Here is a 16,786-nt window from a genome sequence, read left to right on the forward strand (position 1 = left end):
GGTTGCCGTCATGTCCACAGCTCACCTGCGCGAGTCCGCGACCTTCGACCGGGGCACGATCGCCGCCATCCAGCGCGCCGCCGAGACCGGCGTGTACGACATCCGCGGCTGGGGCGCCAAACGCCCGCTGCCGCACTTCGACGACCTGCTCTTCCTCGGCGCCTCCATGTCCCGCTATCCGCTGGAGGGTTACCGCGAGCGCTGCGGCACCGATGTCGTCCTCGGCGACCGGCATGCCGCCTTCCCGCTCCATCTGGACATCCCCGTCACCATCGCCGGCATGAGCTTCGGTGCCCTGTCGGCCCAGGCGAAGGAGGCGCTGGGGCGCGGCGCGAGTGAGGTCGGTACCTCCACCACCACCGGTGACGGCGGGATGACGCCCGAGGAGCGCGGTCAGTCCAAGCACCTCGTGTACCAGTACCTGCCGTCACGCTACGGCATGAATCCCGAGGACCTCCGCAAGGCCGACGCCATCGAGATCGTCCTCGGCCAGGGCGCCAAGCCGGGCGGCGGCGGGATGCTGCTCGGCCAGAAGATCAGCGACCGGGTCGCCGGTATGCGCACCCTGCCCCCGGGCATCGACCAGCGCAGCGCATGCCGCCACCCCGACTGGACAGGACCCGACGACCTCGCCATCAAGATCCTCGAACTGCGCGAGATCACCGACTGGGAGAAGCCGGTCTATGTGAAGGTCGGTGCGACCCGTACGTACTACGACGTGAAACTCGCCGTCGCGGCCGGCGCCGACGTGGTCGTGGTCGACGGGATGCAGGGCGGCACGGCCGCCACCCAGGACGTGTTCATCGAGCACGTCGGCATCCCGACACTGGCCGCGATCCCCCAGGCCGTGCAGGCCCTCCAGGAGCTGGGCCTGCACCGCAAGGTCCAGCTGATCGTCTCCGGGGGCATCCGCACCGGCGCCGACGTGGCCAAGGCGATGGCGCTCGGCGCGGACGCCGTGGCCATCGGCACCGCCGCGCTGATCGCGCTCGGCGACAACCACCCGCGGCACGCCTCCGAGTACGAGCGGCTGGGCTCCGCCGCCGGGTTCTACGACGACTACCAGGACGGGCGCGACCCGGCCGGCATCACCACCCAGGACCCGGAACTCGCCGCCCGCCTCGACCCGGTCGAGGGCGGCCGTCGTATCGCCAACTACCTCCGGGTGCTGACCATGGAGGCCCAGACCCTGGCCCGCGCCTGCGGCAAGGCCCATCTGCGCAACCTCGAACCCGAGGACCTGGTGGCGCTGACCATCGAGGCCGCCGCGATGGCGCGGGTGCCGTTGGCAGGGACGTCCTGGATTCCGGGGAGCGGGCAGGCGACGGGCAGCGGGCACGCGACGGGGAGCGGCCAGGTTTCGGGGAGCGGACTGTGACCACGACAGCCGAGGTCGTCATCGTCGGCGGCGGTATCGAGGGCGCGGCCATCGCCTGGGCGCTGGCCCGCCGCGGCGTCACCGATGTCGTCGTCTGCGAGCGCGACACCGTCGGCTCCGGCGGCACCGGCAAGTCCAGCGGCGTGGTCCGCTGCCACTACGGCGTGAACTCGCTGGCCGCCATGGCCTGGAAGGGGCTCGCCCTCTTCGAGAACGCCGCCGACGTCCTCGGCACCGACGTCGGCTTCCACCAGACCGGATACGTCGTCGGAGTCGGCGAACAGAACACCGACGCGCTGCGCGCCAACCTCGACGCCCAGCGGGCCCTCGGCATCGAGACCGGCACCATCTCCCGTGAGGACGTGGCCGAGTTGTGGCCCACCGCGTTCCTCGACGACTTCGCGGCCTTCGGCTGGGAGCCGCGCGGCGGCTACGGCGACGCGTACCTCACCGCCCAGGCCTTCGCCACGGCCGCACGCCACGACGGTGCCCGGGTCCGGCAGGGCACGCCGGTCGCCGCGCTCCTCAGCGACGCCAAGGGGGTCAGCGGGGTTCGGCTGGCCTCCGGGGAGGAGATCGCCACGCGCTCGGTCGTCGTCGCGGCGGGCCCCTGGTCGGTGGCCCTCCTCGCACCCCTGGGCATCGGCCTGCCCATCACGGTGCACCGCGAACAGATCGTGCTGATCTCACCGGGGCCGGGCCTGGACGTCTCCAAGGTCCCGGTCTTCTCCGACCTGGTGTCCCTCCAGTACATCAGGGCCGAGACCTCCGGCGAACTCCTCTTCGGCAACAGCGACCTCAGCCGCCCCGAGCCCGCCGACCCCGACCGGTACGCCGACCGGGCCGACCCCGCCTTCCTGGAGACGGCCGTCGAGAAGCTGGCCCACCGGCTCCCCGGTCTGCCGGACGCCTCGATCGCGAGCACCTACGCGGGCTGTTACGACGTCACGCCCGACTTCAATCCCGTCATCGGCCCGGCGGGCGTCGAGGGTCTGATCGTCGCGACGGGCTTCAGCGGGCACGGCTTCAAGATCTCGCCCGCCGTGGGTGAACTGGTCGCGGATCTGGTCGAGTTCGGGGACTCGCGTGACCCGGCGGTACCGGCGGAGGACTTCTCCCTAGGCCGGTTCGCGGAGGGCAGACCGCTCGCCAGTCCGCATCCGTATGTGGGAGCCGGTGAGATGCGCTGACTCCCGGCCACAACTTCTTCGGATGCCGGGCCTGCCTTCTCACTGATGTGAAGGCTTCAGCATGCCCGTACGACGACCGCGTCGATCGCCGAAAGCTCCGGCGCGCCCTCCCCCGCCAGGCCCGGCCTGCCGCTGTCAGGGCTGCTGGCTCTGTCCACGGCCGCCTTCACCGCCGTGGTGACGGAACTGCTGCCGGCGGGTCTGCTGCCAAGGATGGCGCCGGAGCTCGGGGTCTCCGAGGCGCGCGTGGGCTATCTGGTGACGGGGTACGCGGTCGCGTCGTTCCTCGCCGCGACCCCGCTCACGGCCGCGCTGCGCGGTCTGCCACGGCGGCCCGAGCTCATCGGCGCGCTCCTCGGTTCGCAGCCGCCAACACCGTCACCGCGCTGTCGTCCTCGTACGGTCTGACGTTCTCGGCGCGGCTCGTGGCCGGGGTCATGGGTGGCACGCTGTGGGCGATGCTCGTCGGGTACGCCGCACGTATGCTGCCCGCCGAGCGGCGCGGCCGGGCCATCGCGATCGTGCCGGCGGACATCACACTCGCGCTCTCCCTGGGGCTGCCCGCGGGTACGGCGCCGGCCGACGCGCTCGGCCGGCGTGCGGCTTTCGCCGCGCCGGCGGTGCCGGCCGTGCTGCTGGTGGTGGGGATACGGCGCCGGGTGCCCGGCTTTGCCGGCGAGGCGCCGGGCGAGCACGTACCGCTGCTTCGCGTCGCCGCGCTGCCCGGGATCGGCACGGTGCTGTCGGTCACGCTGACCCTGCTGGTCGGCCATCAGGTGATGTACACATACGGCGCGCCTCTCGCCCAGCACGCGGGCTTCGGCCGTACAGGGCTGGTGCTGCTGGTGTTCGGTGCCGCGACCGTCGTCGGGATCCGGGTCACGGGCGTGCTGGTCGACCGGCACCTGCGACGGACCCTGCTGGGGGCGCTCGCCCTGCTCGCGACCGCGATGCTGGCGCTGGGTGCGTACGCAGGGCATGCCGCCGTCCTCCTCGTCGCGGTCGCCCTGTGAGGACTTCACCACAAGCCGCACTGCCGACCTGGAGCACGCTCGCCGACAGTTCAGGCAGAGCCCCGATGGCAGACGAGTCGGGCTGTACGCCGGGAACACGGTGGGAATACCTCGAGACATCTTCTGAGCTGCGGAAACACATCGGTCGCAGGAACCCGGTGCACAACGCGTGCACACCTGCCAGCGACCGGTGAACCTCAGCGGTGGGAGAGCGCACCTCGGTGATCACTGCTCCTGACCGTTCCTTGACCTCATAGCGGTGAGTACGCCGCGCTGCGGTCGGCCGCACGCGCGACGCCCCTTCTTCGGTGCGCCTGCACAACCTACGGCGAACAACGTGGACGAAGTCAGGAATTTTCACGGCGCAACCTCCGCTCAGCCGCAGGTACCAGGGCGGACGCCGGCAGTCCGGGCGGGACGGGTATCCCGTACAGCTCCTCGAACGAGGCGGGAGCGTTCTCCCAATCGACCTCCCAAACCAGGTAGCCATATGTGTCCAGGATCTCCGCAAGATGGGCATGGCGCATACGGGCCTGGATCTTGCGCGGCTCCACTCCGGACGCGATCAGGACCGCGTCGGCGAAGTGCCCAAGATCCCGGAAGGTGGCCTCCTGCGGAATGTCGACTCCCCGCGCTCGGACTCTCTCCTTCGCTTGATTGAATGCGTAACACAGGGCGCTTCGGCGCACCGGCGTCCACGACTTGGTCAGGGCCCGGCATGGATCCGTGGCACCCCGTAGGCGCCGCGGGAGGCGAGGTGCAGCACGGTGATCTCGTGCGCCAGGACGTCGTCCGCGGCCTGCTTCGCCCGCCGGGACTTCTCGCTGGCCAGCCACGCGTAGAAGGAGGATCGGGCCACCTTCAGCAGCCGGCACAACAGAGCAACATGGTGGGTGGTCTTCTCCGCCTCGATGAACGCGTACACCTCGCTCATCGATCGCTCTCCTTCGCGAAGAAGACCGCCGCTTTTCGCAGCACCTCGATCGTCTCCGCCTGCTCGGCGGCCTGCCTCCGCAGCCGGCGCAGCTCTTCACGCTCAGCCGTCGTCAACGCTCCCGGCACCCCTGCCCGCGGTCGACTGCGTCCTGCCTTACCCAGTTGCGCAGTCCCTCGGCACTGACCCCGAGCTCCCGGGCCACCTCGGTGACGGTCTTACCGGAGGAGTGCACGAGCGCGACCGCGTCCCGTTTGAACTCCTCCGTGTACCGCCTGCTGCGATTGCTCTTGCTTCCCACCTGGCACTACTTCCTCTGGAACCTCACGTCCCAGTCTCCAGGTGTACGTGATCAAGGGGAAGCTTCAACTCCCCGCTCGGCGACGGGTGCACCGAGCACCCTTCGTTCCCCAGGATCAGAGACGGTGGCCCGGGGGTATCCATCGGCGCTGAGCAGGGCGAGTGCACCGCGAGCGGTCGGTCGGTCCGGTGCGCAGGCACCGACCCGGACACGCTTCGCCTCAGAACGAGTTGGTGCCGACCACCAGTGGCGAATGCCGGGGCTGGACCGGAGGCAGGGCGGGGTTGAGTGCGCGGTGTTCGGCCTCGGCGTGCACGATCCGGCCGCCCACCATGGTCAGCACCGAGGTGATCCCGGGTATCCGCTGCGTGTCCACACGCAGGTAGTCCTCCGACAGGACAGCGAGATCGGCCAGCTGCCCGGCGATAAGCCGGCCCTTCTCGGCATCCTCACCGGACAGCCAGGCGCCGCCGCTGGTCATATGGCGCAGGGCGTCCACTCGAGACAGTCGCTGACGCTCCGGGTACAGCTCGCGACCGCCCATGATGCGACCGGAGACCAGCCAGTACAGCACGTTCCAAATGTTGTCACTGGCCACGCGGGTGGCGTCGGTACCTAGCCCGAGCGGCACGCCGGCGGCCGCGATCCGCCGCACCGGCGGTGTGTCCTGCGCTGCGGCGAGGCCGTACCGTTCGATGAACAGCTCGCCCTGGAACGACATCCGGTGCTGCACGGAGATCCCGCCGCCCATCGCCGCCACCCGGTCGATATTGCGGGCCGAGATCGTCTCCGCATGATCGAGGATGAACCGGACGCCGGGGCCTTCCGGCCCGTAGACCTGTTCGAACACGTCGAGGAACCGGGTAATCGACTCGTCGTAGGTGGCGTGTAGCCGGAACGGCCACCGTCGCTCACGGAAGAAGTTCAACACCGCGGTCAGGTCGCGTTCCATCGTCGCCGACAGGTCTGGGCGTGGTAGGACGAAGTTCTCGAGGTCCACGCCGGAGAAGACCAGCAGCTCGCCGGCGCCGACCATCCGCAGCATCGCGTCTCCCTCGCCAGGGGTGACCAGCGACGCGAGTTGCTGGAAGGCCACCAGCTCGGTGCCCGCTTGCTGGGGCATGAGGTGGTATCCGATCCGCACCGTCAGTTGTCCCTGCGCGTGCAGGTCCCGGACGACGTTGTAGTTGTCCGGAAAGACATGACCGCCACCGGCGGCGTCGATGATGCTGGTCACCCCGCGGCGGTTCAGGTGCCGCATGTAGAGCCGGGTCGAGACGACCTGCGACTCCGGATCGAGAATGGGCAGCTTCGCCAGCGTGGCGTACAGGATCGTCGGGTTGGGGTTGGCGATCAGCATTCCGGTGGGCCGTCCGGCGGTGTCCAGCTCCACCACGGAACCAGGCAGCTGAGGCGGATTCGTGTCGTAACCAAGGATGCGCATGCCGGCGGCGTTGATCATCGCGCGGTCGTAGAGATGTAACAGGAACACCGGGGTGTCCCCGGACGCCTGATTCAGTTCGGCGAAGGTCGGCAACCGCTGTTCGGCGAACTGGAACCGGGTGAACCCGCCCGCCACCCGCACCCATTGCGGCGCTGGTGTCTGCTCGGCCTGACACTTGATCAACGTGAGCGCCTCGCCGACTGAACGTGCGCCGGCAAGGGAAAGCTCGTTGGTGTAGCTGAGTCCCTGCCGGATCAGATGGGTGTGCGAGTCGTTCAGCCCCGGTATGACCCGGCGCCCGCGCAGGTTGATCTGCGGCGTGTCACGCCGGGCGAGGGCGCGGATCTGCCCCTCCGAGCCGACCGCGACGATCCGGTCGTCCCGGATCGCGATCGCCTCCGCGGCAGGCTCGCGCTCATCGAGGGTGGTCAGTTTGCCGTTGTACAGCACCAGGTCTACGTCCGGGGGAGAAGCCGCCGCGGGCGGACCGGCTGTCACGGCGGCCGCTGCGCCGAGCCCGGCGGCGACGATCACCTGCCTGCGGGAGACGAAGGACTTTTCTGCCATCACCTGGTCTTCTTTCGTGCTCGCGTTGCCATGCCATCCGACGTCCACGACTCAACTACGGTCCACGACCCCATGGAATCGAGATCTGGGTCATGATTCATCCAGAAATATCTTGTGTCCTGCACCACTGTTAAAGTCTGCTGATGTGAGCGAAGGCAAGCCCGAACTGGTGGCCCTGCGGTCCTTCCTGGCGGTCTACCGCTGGGGCGGAGTGGGCAAGGCGGCTGAAGCTCTGCACCTGTCCCAGCCCGCGGTCTCTTACCACCTCAAGACGATCGAGCGCGCGGCGGGCCGTCCCCTGTTCGCTCGGTCGGGGCGCGGGATCGCGCCGACGGAAGCGGGCCACAGCCTGGCCGCGAACGTCGGCGAACACATGGACGCGCTGGAGCAAGCGGTCGCGGACCTGCGACCCACCCGCACAGGCCACGGCGGCACCGTGTTCCTCGGCGCGCCTGCGGACCTGTTCTCCGCAGTCTTCGTGCCCCGGATCATCGGCCTGCTCGACGAGGGCATCCTGCTGAGGTGCCGGGCGGGCCTCTCAGATCAACTGGTCGAGGCCGTTCTGGGCGACGAGATCGACATCGCCGTGCTCACCAAGATCGAAGGCATCCCGACCGCGAAGCTGCACCTGGTGCACTGGAAGGACGAGGACCTGGTGCTCATTGATAGGGCGGGGGCGCCCCCCTACGATCCGCGGGACACCAGCCGCCGGTTCGTCGGCTACTCGGAGTCCATGCCCATGGCCCGCCGATACTTCCGCAACTGCTGGGGCCTGGCACCGCCCACTCCGGCGCTCACGATGCCGGATATGCGCGCGGTGGTGAGCGCGGTGCAGGCGGGCGCGGGTTTGACGGTCATACCGCGGCTTGGCGTCGAGTCTGCATTGACCGAGGAGACGCTGGCGATCGTCCACACCGCACCGCGGCCAGTGCTCAACTCGCTATATCTCGCGATGCGACGCGGACGCGAGAACGTGCCGCGCTTGCGCACGGTCTTCGCCCAACTCCTCAGCTGACCCGGCTACGGCCGGCCACCGACCGACGAAACTTGTTGTCCAGTAACCACTCAGCCGATTCCTGACTGTGCGGCTTGATCTTGGCGAGTGGTTCGGTGCATCCTCGGCGGTGTCGCCAGGCCGAGGCCGGATCCTCTCCGCTGATCACGGCCACAGCGTTCTTGACGTCGATCCTCACATCCGTCTCGGGTCGGGTCACGGGCTGAGCGGGTCGAGGAAGAGGTCTGCGTCCAGCAGGCCGGCGTCTCATGCAGGGCATCAACACCCGGGGACGTTCCTGCTGTCGAGGCTCTGCGTGCCGCACGTGGAGAAGTCGCCGAACCCGCATATCCTCACGTGGTCGCCGCCGCTGTTCCGGACGGCGGGAGTCCATCAGCTTCGCCGGCGTGATACACGCCCCGGGCCAGCGCCGCGATCGCCGCCTTCGCCGGTAAGCGGGCCGCCTGCTCGGGGCGCTCGCCGGAGCCGAAGACCGCCACCGGTGTCCGCGCAGTAGCGCCGGACCCCGCACACCGTCGCCGTGTTGCGCGAACGCTCTGGGGAGTCCGACCGCTCCGAGCCTTCCCGCCGCGCACCAAAGGCAGCCGTACCGCGCCACCGGGGCGCTACCGTCCGTGCAGCCTCAGATCCGGTCGGCGAGAAGGGCATCGCAATTCGGCCCGTCATCGGTGGCGTTGACCTCGGTGGAACTCAGGCGAGCCAGAGCGGCGTGTACTGGCCGAGCTGGTAGAGGACGGCGGTCGTGTCGTCGGCGGCCCACTCCTCGACGATTTTCCTGTTCGAGAAGCGGAACACGTCGACGGCGTCCCAGCGCACCCGGCGCCCGGTGGCCGGAATCCCCAGCAGAGGCCCCAGTTGGGTCCCCTCGACCGTCAGACGCATGACGACTGTGTCGCCATCCGCGATGATGTCCTGCTCGGTCACGACCAGGTCCGGCAACCCGCCGATGATGCCCTGGAGCAGACCGGTGACGTTGCTCAGCCCGACCACGGTGCCGAGAGTTCCGCCGTGCCAGATCACCTCGGGGGCCAGGTACCTCGGGGCAAGGTCCGCCCGGTGCCCGTTGAACACCTCTCTGATGTACGCGCGGGCCAACCACGTGTTCACGTGCTCGGGTGAGGGTCGGTGTGCCTGCGCGGCCGACGGTGCCGCGGCGACCGTGGCGGCGGCCACCAGCGCGGCGCTCCCGGCGAGCACCGTCCGGCGGCCGACAGACGGGGTCTCGTTGTCACTCTGCGTGCTCATTGCACGCCTCCTTCGGATCTTGTCGACGATGGAGACCTCACCGGGCGGCGAGGCGTAGGGGAAGGCGGCGGCCTGGTGCGCCCCGGCGCACGCATCCATCGCGGTGCCGGGTGCACTCGAGGCGGACTTGGGTCACCGATGTTTGGGGGTCGCCCTGTTCATCACGTGCCTGCCGGGCCAGCAGCCGCGTCCTCCCGATGCTCGGGCCGGCCGGGCCGCGCTCGCATCCGCCAGGGGGCAGTGCAGATGGCCAGTCTCGGGCCGCCGACCCACCGACAGCGGGACATCGACCGACCGGCGTTACGGCCGGCCGCAACGCGAGGACCTCGGGGTCGTCGCGGGTGGAGACACGTTCGCATCCGTCAATGGCCATTCCTCATCGGACGGGCGGTCGGTAGCATCTGCGCCGGAGCCCGGTAACCGGTCTCCCGGACACGGCGGTCAACCGGCTGGCGACTGGCTGCCGGCCACCACGACATTGAGCAGATGGCAGATGGCAGATGGCAGCGTCCGCGGGCGGCCGACAGGGCTGACGGGCCGACGCGACGAGTGCGAGGTCCTGGATGGGCTGGTGAACGCGGTCCGTGCAGGTGGGAGCCGGGTGCTGGTGGTGCGCGGCGATCCGGGTGTGGGCAAGACGGCGTTGCTTGAGTACATGGCCGGGCAAGCCTCGGGCTGCTGGGTGGCGCGTGCCGTCGGTGTCCAGTCGGAGATGGAGCTGGCCTTCGCCGGGTTGCATCAGTTGGTGGCGCCGATGCTGGATCGCCTCGAGCGTCTGCCGGTTCCGCAGCGTGATGCGCTGCGCGTCGCGTTCGGTCTCAGCGTCGGGCCGGCGCCGGACCGGTTCTTCATCGGCCTGGCCGTGTTGGGCCTGCTCGCTGATGTGGCCGAGGAGCAGCCGCTGGTCTGCCTGGTGGATGACGAGCAGTGGCTCGATCATGCATCGGCGCAGGTCCTCGCGTTTGTGGCGCGCCGGCTGGAGGCAGAGTCGGTCGGCTTGGTCTTTGCGGTGCGTGCGCCGAGCGACCGGCTGGCGGGGTTGTCGGAGCTGGTGGTCAAGGGCCTACGTGAGGACGATGCGTGGGCGCTGCTGGACACGGTACTCACCGCGCCGTTGGACGCGGGGGTCCGCGACCAGATCGTCGCGGAGACGCGCGGCAACCCGCTGGCGCTGTTGGAACTGCTCAGGGAGTTGACACCGGCGGAGCTGGCGGGCGGCTTCGGACTTCCTGGCGGGGGACCACTCTCGGGCAGCATCGAGGAGACCTTCGCCCGGCGCCTCGCCGCACTTCCGGCGCAGACGCGGCGCCTGGTGCAGTTGGCGGCGGCCGATCCGGTCGGCGACCCGGTCCTGGTGCGGCGAGCAGCCGGACGGCTCGGGATCCAGGCTGCAGCGGCGACGCCGGCAGCCGAGGCCGACCTGCTCGAGTTTCATGCCCGGGTGCGGTTTCGGCATCCGCTGGTGCGCTCGGCGGCCTACCGGTCGGCGACACTTCAGGAGAGGCAGGAGGTGCACCGTGCCCTGGCGGAGGCCACCGACCCCGTGTCTGATCCCGACCGCCGCGCCTGGCACCGGGCGCACGCCGCGTCCGGGCCCGATGAGGACGTCGCCGCGGAGCTGGAGCGATCGGCCGGCCGAGCGCGAGTGCGTGGTGGGCTGGCCGCGGCGGCCGCGTTCCTCGAACGCTCCGCGGAGCTGACCGGCGAACCCGGTCGCCGGTCGCAGCGCCTCCTCGCGGCTGCCCAGGCGAAGCACGACGCGGGCGCGATCGATGCGGCGCTCGGGCTGTTGGTCAGTGTTGAGGCCGGCCCGCTCGACGCGCAGTTGACCGCCCAACTGCAGCACCTACGCGGACAGATCGCCTTCGACCAGCGTCGCGCCGGCGACGCTGCTCGGCTCCTGCTGAGCGCGGCCAGGCGCCTGGAGCCGGTCGATGCCGGCGCGGCACGCGAGGCGCACCTGGCGGCACTCGGGGCCGCCATATGGGTCGGTGACCAGGACCGCCCTGGCGGCCTGCGGGAGGCGGCTGCCGCCGCATGCGCCGCACCCCGGGCCGGCGAACCGCCGCGCACGGTTGATCTGCTGCTCGACGCGTTCGCGGTGCGGTGCACCAAGGGATACACGGCGGCCGCGCCGCTGCTGACCCGAGCACTCGAGTCGTTTGCCGCTCTGCGCCTCACCGACGACGTCGCCCGCTGGCTCTGGTCGGCGGTTCCCGCCACCGACATCATGGCGCTGGAGCTCTGGAACGCTGAATCCTGGCACGCCCTGGCCACGCGCCAGGTCCGGTTCGCCCGCGACGCGGGTGCGCTGGTGCACCTGCCGCTCGCGCTCAACTGTCTGGCCTGGAGCAACCTGCTTGCCGGCGAGTTGACCGCAGCAGCAGCGTTGCTCGACGAAGATCGCCTGATCGCCGAGGTAACCAGAAACCCGCCGGTTGCCTACATGGAGATGATGCTCGCGGCCTGGCGCGGCCAGGACGTGCGGGCGTCCGCGCTGATCGAGGCCGCCGTGCACCAGGCCACCGCAGGCGGGCTGGGCTGGGTGGTCACCTTCGCCAACTATGCAGCTTCGGTGCTCCACAACGGCCTCGGCCGCTACGACGCCGCACGCGACGCCGCCTGGCGGGCATTCGAGGGCGACGAGGTGGGATACGGGCCGCTTGTTGTACCGGAGTTGGCCGAGGCAGCAGCGCGGACCGGTGACGTCGCGCTCGTCAAGGCCGCGCTCGAGTGGCTGTCCGAACGCACGCGGGTCACCCCGAACGACTGGTCGTTGGGGATTGAAGCCCGCATCCGCGCGCTGCTCACCGAGGGCGACGCCGCCGAGAGTCTCTACCGCGAGTCGATCGCCCGCCTCGGCCGCACCCGGGCGCGCGTAGAACTCGCCCGTACCCACCTGCTCTACGGCGAGTGGCTGCGCCGCGAGCCCCGGCGCGCCGATGCGCGCACGGAATTGCGGACCGCGCACGAGATGCTTACGACGATGGGCGTCGAGGCGTTCGCCGAACGAGCGCGGCGCGAACTGGTGGCGACCGGTGAGACGGTCCGCAAACGCACCCAGCAGACCCGTGACGTGCTGACCGCCCAAGAGGCCCAGGTCGCGTGGCTGGCCCGCGACGGACTGTCGAACCCGGAGATCGGCACCCGGTTGTTCATCAGCCCGCGCACGGTCCAGTACCATCTGAGCAAGGTATTCGCCAAGCTCGGCATCAGCTCGCGCAACGAACTCGACCGCGTCCTACCCAGCGCCCCTGACACCGACTCGCCGCGGTAGGGGCCCGTCCGGCCAGCCGGCGACTGGCGCCGAGCACCGGCGGACACGGCCGTGGCATGCCGGCCGGTTCGCGGTCAGGGAGCCCTGTGCGGTCGGTTCACACTGTGATGACGACCTTTCCCTTGGCGTGTCCTGCTTCGAAGTAGCGGAAAGCCTCGGCAACGTCGCCGAGCGGAAACGTTCGGTCGATGACCGGCGTGACACTTCCGGCCTCGAGGAACTCGCTCACCACGACAAGGTCTTCTCTGTTCCGTTGCAGCATGAAGGAGACCAACGACTGGCTCACGACCGGCGAGACCACGGCCATCTTGACCCAACCGGCCATCGGCCCCAGCCAGCGTCCCTTGCTCGGCCCTCCGACTGCCACGAGTACGCCCTTGGAAGCAAGTACGCGTCTGCGCTCGGACAGGGTCCGATTCCCCACCATGTCAACGAGCAGGTCGTAGCGCGGTCCGATTCGGGTGAAGTCCTCCTGGGTGTAGTCGATGACTTTGTCGGCGCCGATCGACCGGACCATGTCCACGTTCCGGGTGCTGCACACGCCGGTCACCTCGGCGCCGAGCGCCTTGGCGATCTGGACCGCAAACGTCCCTACACCTCCCGCCGCACCGTTGACCAAAACCTTGTGCCCCGGCTGGATGTGCCCCTTGTGGCGAACAGCCTGCAAGGCGGTCAGTGCCGCCACGGGCACGGACGCCGCCTGCTCGAACGTCAGACTGGCCGGCTTTCTCAACACCGCTGAGTCTTCGCGAACACTGACGTACTCGGCGAACGTCCCGGCGCCGCCGCCGAACACCTCGTCCCCCGGCCGGAACTTCGTGACGTTCTTGCCCACCGCCTCGACGTACCCTGCCATGTCCATACCCAGTCCGTGGGCCTTGGGTCGGGACAGCCCGGCCTGACCGCGCATGATGTACGGCATACCCCTCATGAGCGCGAGATCCAACACGTTGGCCGAAGCCGCTCTCACTCGCACAAGTACGTCGTCGTCGCCGACGACTGGCATGTCGATGTCCGGGAGTTCGAGGACGTCCGGCGAGCCATACGTGTAGTAGCGAATCGCCTTCATTGTGTTTCTCCACTCGCCGATTCTGGATGTCACGATGTCGATGTTGCAGACAGACGCTGCAGCGCAGCTATTGGCGAGGCGACCCGAGGTACCGGGCTGCCGAACGGATCCAGCCGCTGCCGCCGGTATTTCCGGACGGTGTGCGCGCCTGCGAGGACTCTCGCTACCCCACACCCAACGCCACACCGCGAACGCTGACCGGCTTGTCACCCGACCCGCCCAACAGCTCGCGGTCATGCCGACTAGCCGCGCACTCGCAGCCGCAGAACCTCGCCCTGACCAACCACGGTGCCTTTGTTGGAGATGTAGATCGTGCCGTCAGGAGCGACCGCCACACTCATGGGCGCGACGAGACCGGCCCGGGCGAGTTCTGTGCGCGAGCCGTCAGGTTCCACCCTGATCAATGCGCCGGTCGGGTCGCCGCTCAGCAAGCCGTTGGCTGAGATCTCGAGGACAAGCAGCCTGCCCAGTTCGTCAAAGGCGATGTCGATGATGTTCGTAAAGCCCTCGGCGAAGACGGTGGGCGCGTCGCCCGGCGTGACGCGCCACACCTTCGCGCCGCCGACGGGGAACGGGAATCCGGTCAGCTGGCCGACGTACAGCGCCCTGTCGGGACCCGTCGCTACCGTGGTCGGCACGAACTGCATCGGGATGTCCGGTCCACCGAGCGGGTTCGGAGTCGGCGTCGTCGGGAAGACGGCGAGCGTGGAGATGCGACCATGCCGGTCGAGACGCAGCAGGTCATTGCCGCCCGCGTCGGTCGCCACGGCACCATCGCTGTACGGCAGGAGGCCGTACGGATTGCTGTCCGGCCCAGTGGCGGGCTGGTCCTGATCCGGGTCGTTTGCCGCCTCGTATCCGGCCAGGTCGGCGAAGGCGCCGGAGCCCGAAGGCCCGAGCCGGATGGTCTGGCCGATCAGCGCCCCAGCGGGACCCAGTTGGGCCCGGCGCTCCGGGTCCGTGCCCAGGCCGATGGTAACGAGCGGGCCGGCCTTGGTAAGGGCGATGTCGTGCGGCCCGAAGACCTCGGACTGGTTCGGGGTCCCCAGTGACGGAAGTCCGGTAACGATTCGCTTCTGGTGGCGCCCCCAGACCGTGGTGATCGCGCCCGTGGCGCCGAGACAGAACGTCTGGCCCTGCGCGCCGGTGATGCATGGTCCCTGGCCGCCTCTGCCGGCCTCGACGACGAGCACGACTCCCCCGGACTCCACAGCCAGCCCCCCGGGGGTTGTCGAGCCCGGTGGCGACCACCGTCATGCCGTCGGTGCCGGTCCTACTTGGGGCCGCCATCGCCGTGCTGGGTCCCGATGCGACGACGAGTCCAGCGACGGCAACGACCGCGCTGATAGACCGGAGTTTGAGCCTCACCATTGATCTCCTCCTGGTGTTTGTGAACCCGTTGCGCATGTATTGGCCGATATGGGCGAGAGCCAGGGCGTGCGTACGCCCTGACCGCGGCCCGCGCCGCCGACCAGTGCGACCTTGCCGTTATCTGAGTGATGGCCTGTCATATGCTGCTCGGCCTCGGGTACTGCGACGCGACCGATCCGGACCAAGTCACTGAGGTGCGCCGGGGCCGCCGGGTCCATTACGTGCCTGCGTGGCACCAGCCGAATCCCGCCGATTGTCGAACTTGTCGAGCCGCGCTCGCATCCGCCAGGGCACAGTGCAACTGGCCAGTTTCGATCCAACCGGCCCACCGGTCGAAGGCGCATCGGAGGTGCGTAGATCCGCACCAAGGGCCGGCAAAACTGGCCCAACCAACGCCCGGCACGGGCCCGCTGACACCGGCCAGGCCGGCCAGCGTGAAGAAACGGCAGTTCATACCGCCAACGCCCGGAACCGGGGTAGCGGACGGCACCACTGGCCGCTGGCAGAACCTCCCCAGCACCCTGGACCCCTACAAGCCCTAATTCGTTGGTAGCGGCACCGGCTCGGCTTCTTGGAGCACTGCCGGACTGATCGACCCGGGCTGCTGCGCGTAACGCGAGTTGAGGCCGTCTGATGCCGGACGCGTTGACACCGCCCTCGCCGGGCGTTCGATCGAGGTGTCAGCATGGTCCGCTCACCCGGCGAGGTCGTCGTCAGTGTGCGCCCGCCCACCGTGTTCGCCAATGCGTCCGACTCCGAGTGCGAGAGGTTACGCAGCCTGCTGCGGGGCCAACCGCTGCCCGCGGTGCGGGCGGTGATGGTACTACTGTCACTGCAGGGCCTGTCACCGGCGCAGATCGCCGTGCTGATGGAGTGCGACCCGGCCACGGTGGGCCGCTGGATCGGCCGCTTCAACACCGACGGTGTGGCGGGCCTTCACGATCGGCCCCGCAGCGGACGGCCCAGGCTGGGCGGCAGCCGGCTGACCGCATGGATCGCCGCGCTGCTGGAGCGGCCGCGACCGCGAAACGCCTGCGCCTGCTGCCGGCGGGGGCGGTGGTATGGGCCGCCGACGAGACTCACCTGCACCCGCTGCCCCACGTCCGCTCCAACTGGACGCTTCCCGGCCGCCGGACGCACAACCCCACTCCGGGCAAGAACCGCCAGCTGACCGTGCTGGGGGCGTTGGAGGTCACCTCCGTCAGGTCGAGGTCGGCGAAACTGTCCTTCACGGAGGCACCAGGTGCAGTGGTGTCGATCCGGGCCGCCAGCGCGCTTCGGTCGGCGGCAGGCACCAGCGTCACCGCGTCGGGGCAGTAGAGCGGGGTGCGAGACGGAGCGGCCCAAGCCTGTGCCGCGAACTCGCCCGTCAAGCCGTGCGACCGACTCATCGCTGCGCACCGCTCGGCGTTGTTGCGGGCGGCGGCCCGGACCAGGAGCTGCTTCGGAGTGGTCACGAGCGCGGATCATGACGGCTCCGGTCCGGCCCGTCGAGCGGTTTTCCGCTCACTGTGCTTCTTCGAGCTGGCCACCGATCAGGTGACGATCCGCTTCGTGGAGACCGGCATGAACATCGCAAGCATCAAGTTCCTGATCCATGACCGCGGCGGCCAGTTCACCGACGCCTTCGACGCCGACGTCGGCCTGCGCGTCCTCAAAAGCCCGCCCCATGTCCCGAAAGCGAACGCACACTGCGAAGGGTCCATCGGCACCCTGCGCCGCGAGCTCCTCGACCGGACACTCATCCTCAACGAATGGCACCTGCGCCGAACCCTCACCAGGTACCTGGAGCACTACAACGGGCACCGGCCTCACCGCGCACTGAGCCAGCTCTGTCCATCGCAAGCTGAAGCCGGGACCTCCGCGCCCCATCGACTTCGCCGAGCACCGCCTCCACCGCACAGCGGTCCTCGGCGGACTCATTGACGAGTACCAGATCGCCAGTTGACACCGCTACGAACCCGCAGATCAGCGGCCGAATC

13 protein-coding genes and 3 pseudogenes are annotated in these 16,786 nt (G+C 69.4%); 8 read left to right on the top strand and 8 right to left on the bottom strand.

Annotated features, from left to right (window positions below; all coding sequences use genetic code 11):
* Positions 1-10: 10 nt before the first annotated feature.
* The 4 genes from KCH87_RS00435 to KCH87_RS00445 all read left to right on the top strand — a co-directional run bounded on the left by KCH87_RS00435 (position 11) and on the right by KCH87_RS00445 (position 3,581).
* Complete coding sequence (locus KCH87_RS00435; protein ID WP_210583181.1) at positions 11-1,378, top strand: FMN-binding glutamate synthase family protein; 1,368 nt, start codon at positions 11-13, stop codon at positions 1,376-1,378.
* Complete coding sequence (locus KCH87_RS00440; RefSeq protein ID WP_210583183.1) at positions 1,375-2,568, top strand: FAD-binding oxidoreductase; 1,194 nt, start codon at positions 1,375-1,377, stop codon at positions 2,566-2,568. Before KCH87_RS00435 ends, KCH87_RS00440 begins: the two co-directional genes overlap by 4 nt.
* A gap of 213 nt (positions 2,569-2,781) precedes the next feature.
* Positions 2,782-2,976, top strand: a complete 195-nt coding sequence (locus tag KCH87_RS48650) for a hypothetical protein (RefSeq protein WP_247195688.1) — start codon at positions 2,782-2,784, stop codon at positions 2,974-2,976.
* On the top strand, positions 2,973-3,581 hold the full coding sequence (locus tag KCH87_RS00445) for an MFS transporter (RefSeq protein ID WP_247195582.1): 609 nt from the start codon (positions 2,973-2,975) through the stop codon (positions 3,579-3,581). Before KCH87_RS48650 ends, KCH87_RS00445 begins: the two co-directional genes overlap by 4 nt.
* A 706-nt stretch (positions 3,582-4,287) precedes the next feature.
* On the opposite strand, the gene KCH87_RS00450 is transcribed toward KCH87_RS00445, so the two are convergent.
* The 3 genes from KCH87_RS00450 to KCH87_RS00460 form a co-directional block, all read right to left on the bottom strand.
* Positions 4,288-4,515, bottom strand: coding sequence for a hypothetical protein (locus KCH87_RS00450; protein ID WP_210583185.1), 228 nt, complete (start codon positions 4,513-4,515; stop codon positions 4,288-4,290).
* A gap of 112 nt (positions 4,516-4,627) precedes the next feature.
* Positions 4,628-4,816: a transposase gene (locus KCH87_RS48655; RefSeq protein ID WP_210583186.1), complete on the bottom strand. Its 189-nt coding sequence runs from the start codon at positions 4,814-4,816 to the stop codon at positions 4,628-4,630.
* Positions 4,817-5,036: 220 nt separating this feature from the next.
* Entirely contained in the window at positions 5,037-6,827 is a 1,791-nt protein-coding gene (locus KCH87_RS00460) for an amidohydrolase (RefSeq protein WP_210583188.1), read from the bottom strand.
* Positions 6,828-6,972: 145 nt separating this feature from the next.
* Here KCH87_RS00460 and KCH87_RS00465 point away from each other — a divergent pair, with 145 nt between their 5' ends.
* Positions 6,973-7,842, top strand: coding sequence for a LysR family transcriptional regulator (locus KCH87_RS00465; protein WP_210583190.1), 870 nt, complete (start codon positions 6,973-6,975; stop codon positions 7,840-7,842).
* A 690-nt stretch (positions 7,843-8,532) separates the two neighbouring features.
* Here the strand turns inward: KCH87_RS00465 and KCH87_RS00470 are convergent.
* On the bottom strand, positions 8,533-9,087 hold the full coding sequence (locus KCH87_RS00470) for an ester cyclase (protein WP_210583191.1): 555 nt from the start codon (positions 9,085-9,087) through the stop codon (positions 8,533-8,535).
* Between the two features lie 493 nt (positions 9,088-9,580).
* On the opposite strand from KCH87_RS00470, the gene KCH87_RS00475 reads away from it, so the two are divergent.
* The gene (locus tag KCH87_RS00475) at positions 9,581-12,364 is read left to right on the top strand and encodes a LuxR family transcriptional regulator (RefSeq protein WP_210583193.1); all 2,784 of its coding nucleotides are present in this window, start codon (positions 9,581-9,583) and stop codon (positions 12,362-12,364) included.
* Between the two features lie 97 nt (positions 12,365-12,461).
* Here KCH87_RS00475 and KCH87_RS00480 read toward each other — a convergent pair whose 3' ends face one another.
* Both KCH87_RS00480 and KCH87_RS00485 read right to left on the bottom strand, forming a co-directional pair.
* Positions 12,462-13,466 (bottom strand): NAD(P)-dependent alcohol dehydrogenase, encoded by a 1,005-nt coding sequence (locus KCH87_RS00480; RefSeq protein WP_308298702.1) that lies wholly within the window; start codon positions 13,464-13,466, stop codon positions 12,462-12,464.
* Positions 13,467-13,675: 209 nt separating this feature from the next.
* Positions 13,676-14,653 (bottom strand): annotated as a pseudogene (locus KCH87_RS00485) (ScyD/ScyE family protein); the annotation flags it as partial.
* Between the two features lie 869 nt (positions 14,654-15,522).
* Between KCH87_RS00485 and KCH87_RS50360 the strand changes: the two are divergent.
* Positions 15,523-16,004: pseudogene (locus tag KCH87_RS50360) on the top strand (helix-turn-helix domain-containing protein); the annotation flags it as partial.
* Here the strand turns inward: KCH87_RS50360 and KCH87_RS00495 are convergent.
* Both KCH87_RS00495 and KCH87_RS48660 read right to left on the bottom strand, forming a co-directional pair.
* A pseudogene (locus tag KCH87_RS00495) lies at positions 15,956-16,261 on the bottom strand (hypothetical protein); the annotation flags it as partial. The pseudogenes KCH87_RS50360 and KCH87_RS00495 sit on opposite strands and share 49 nt — an antisense overlap.
* A gap of 49 nt (positions 16,262-16,310) precedes the next feature.
* The gene (locus KCH87_RS48660; RefSeq protein WP_247195513.1) at positions 16,311-16,565 is read right to left on the bottom strand and encodes a hypothetical protein; all 255 of its coding nucleotides are present in this window, start codon (positions 16,563-16,565) and stop codon (positions 16,311-16,313) included.
* On the opposite strand from KCH87_RS48660, the gene KCH87_RS50655 reads away from it, so the two are divergent.
* Entirely contained in the window at positions 16,518-16,730 is a 213-nt protein-coding gene (locus KCH87_RS50655) for an integrase core domain-containing protein (RefSeq protein ID WP_374198944.1), read from the top strand. The two genes, KCH87_RS48660 and KCH87_RS50655, sit on opposite strands and share 48 nt — an antisense overlap.
* The last annotated feature ends 56 nt before the right edge of the window (positions 16,731-16,786 follow it).

Origin of the sequence: Streptomyces sp. GESEQ-35, assembly GCF_017948485.1 — a bacterium.
In the GTDB taxonomy this organism is placed as follows: domain Bacteria; phylum Actinomycetota; class Actinomycetes; order Streptomycetales; family Streptomycetaceae; genus Streptomyces.

Coding starts and splice junctions, on each gene's coding strand:
- KCH87_RS00470 (WP_210583191.1), bottom strand. CDS start 9,087: ATGAGCACGCAGAGTGACAACGAGACCCCGTCTGTCGGCCGCCGGACG.
- KCH87_RS00450 (WP_210583185.1), bottom strand. CDS start 4,515: ATGAGCGAGGTGTACGCGTTCATCGAGGCGGAGAAGACCACCCACCAT.
- KCH87_RS00460 (WP_210583188.1), bottom strand. CDS start 6,827: ATGGCAGAAAAGTCCTTCGTCTCCCGCAGGCAGGTGATCGTCGCCGCC.
- KCH87_RS00475 (WP_210583193.1), top strand. CDS start 9,581: ATGGCAGATGGCAGCGTCCGCGGGCGGCCGACAGGGCTGACGGGCCGA.
- KCH87_RS00435 (WP_210583181.1), top strand. CDS start 11: ATGTCCACAGCTCACCTGCGCGAGTCCGCGACCTTCGACCGGGGCACG.
- KCH87_RS48650 (WP_247195688.1), top strand. CDS start 2,782: ATGGCGCCGGAGCTCGGGGTCTCCGAGGCGCGCGTGGGCTATCTGGTG.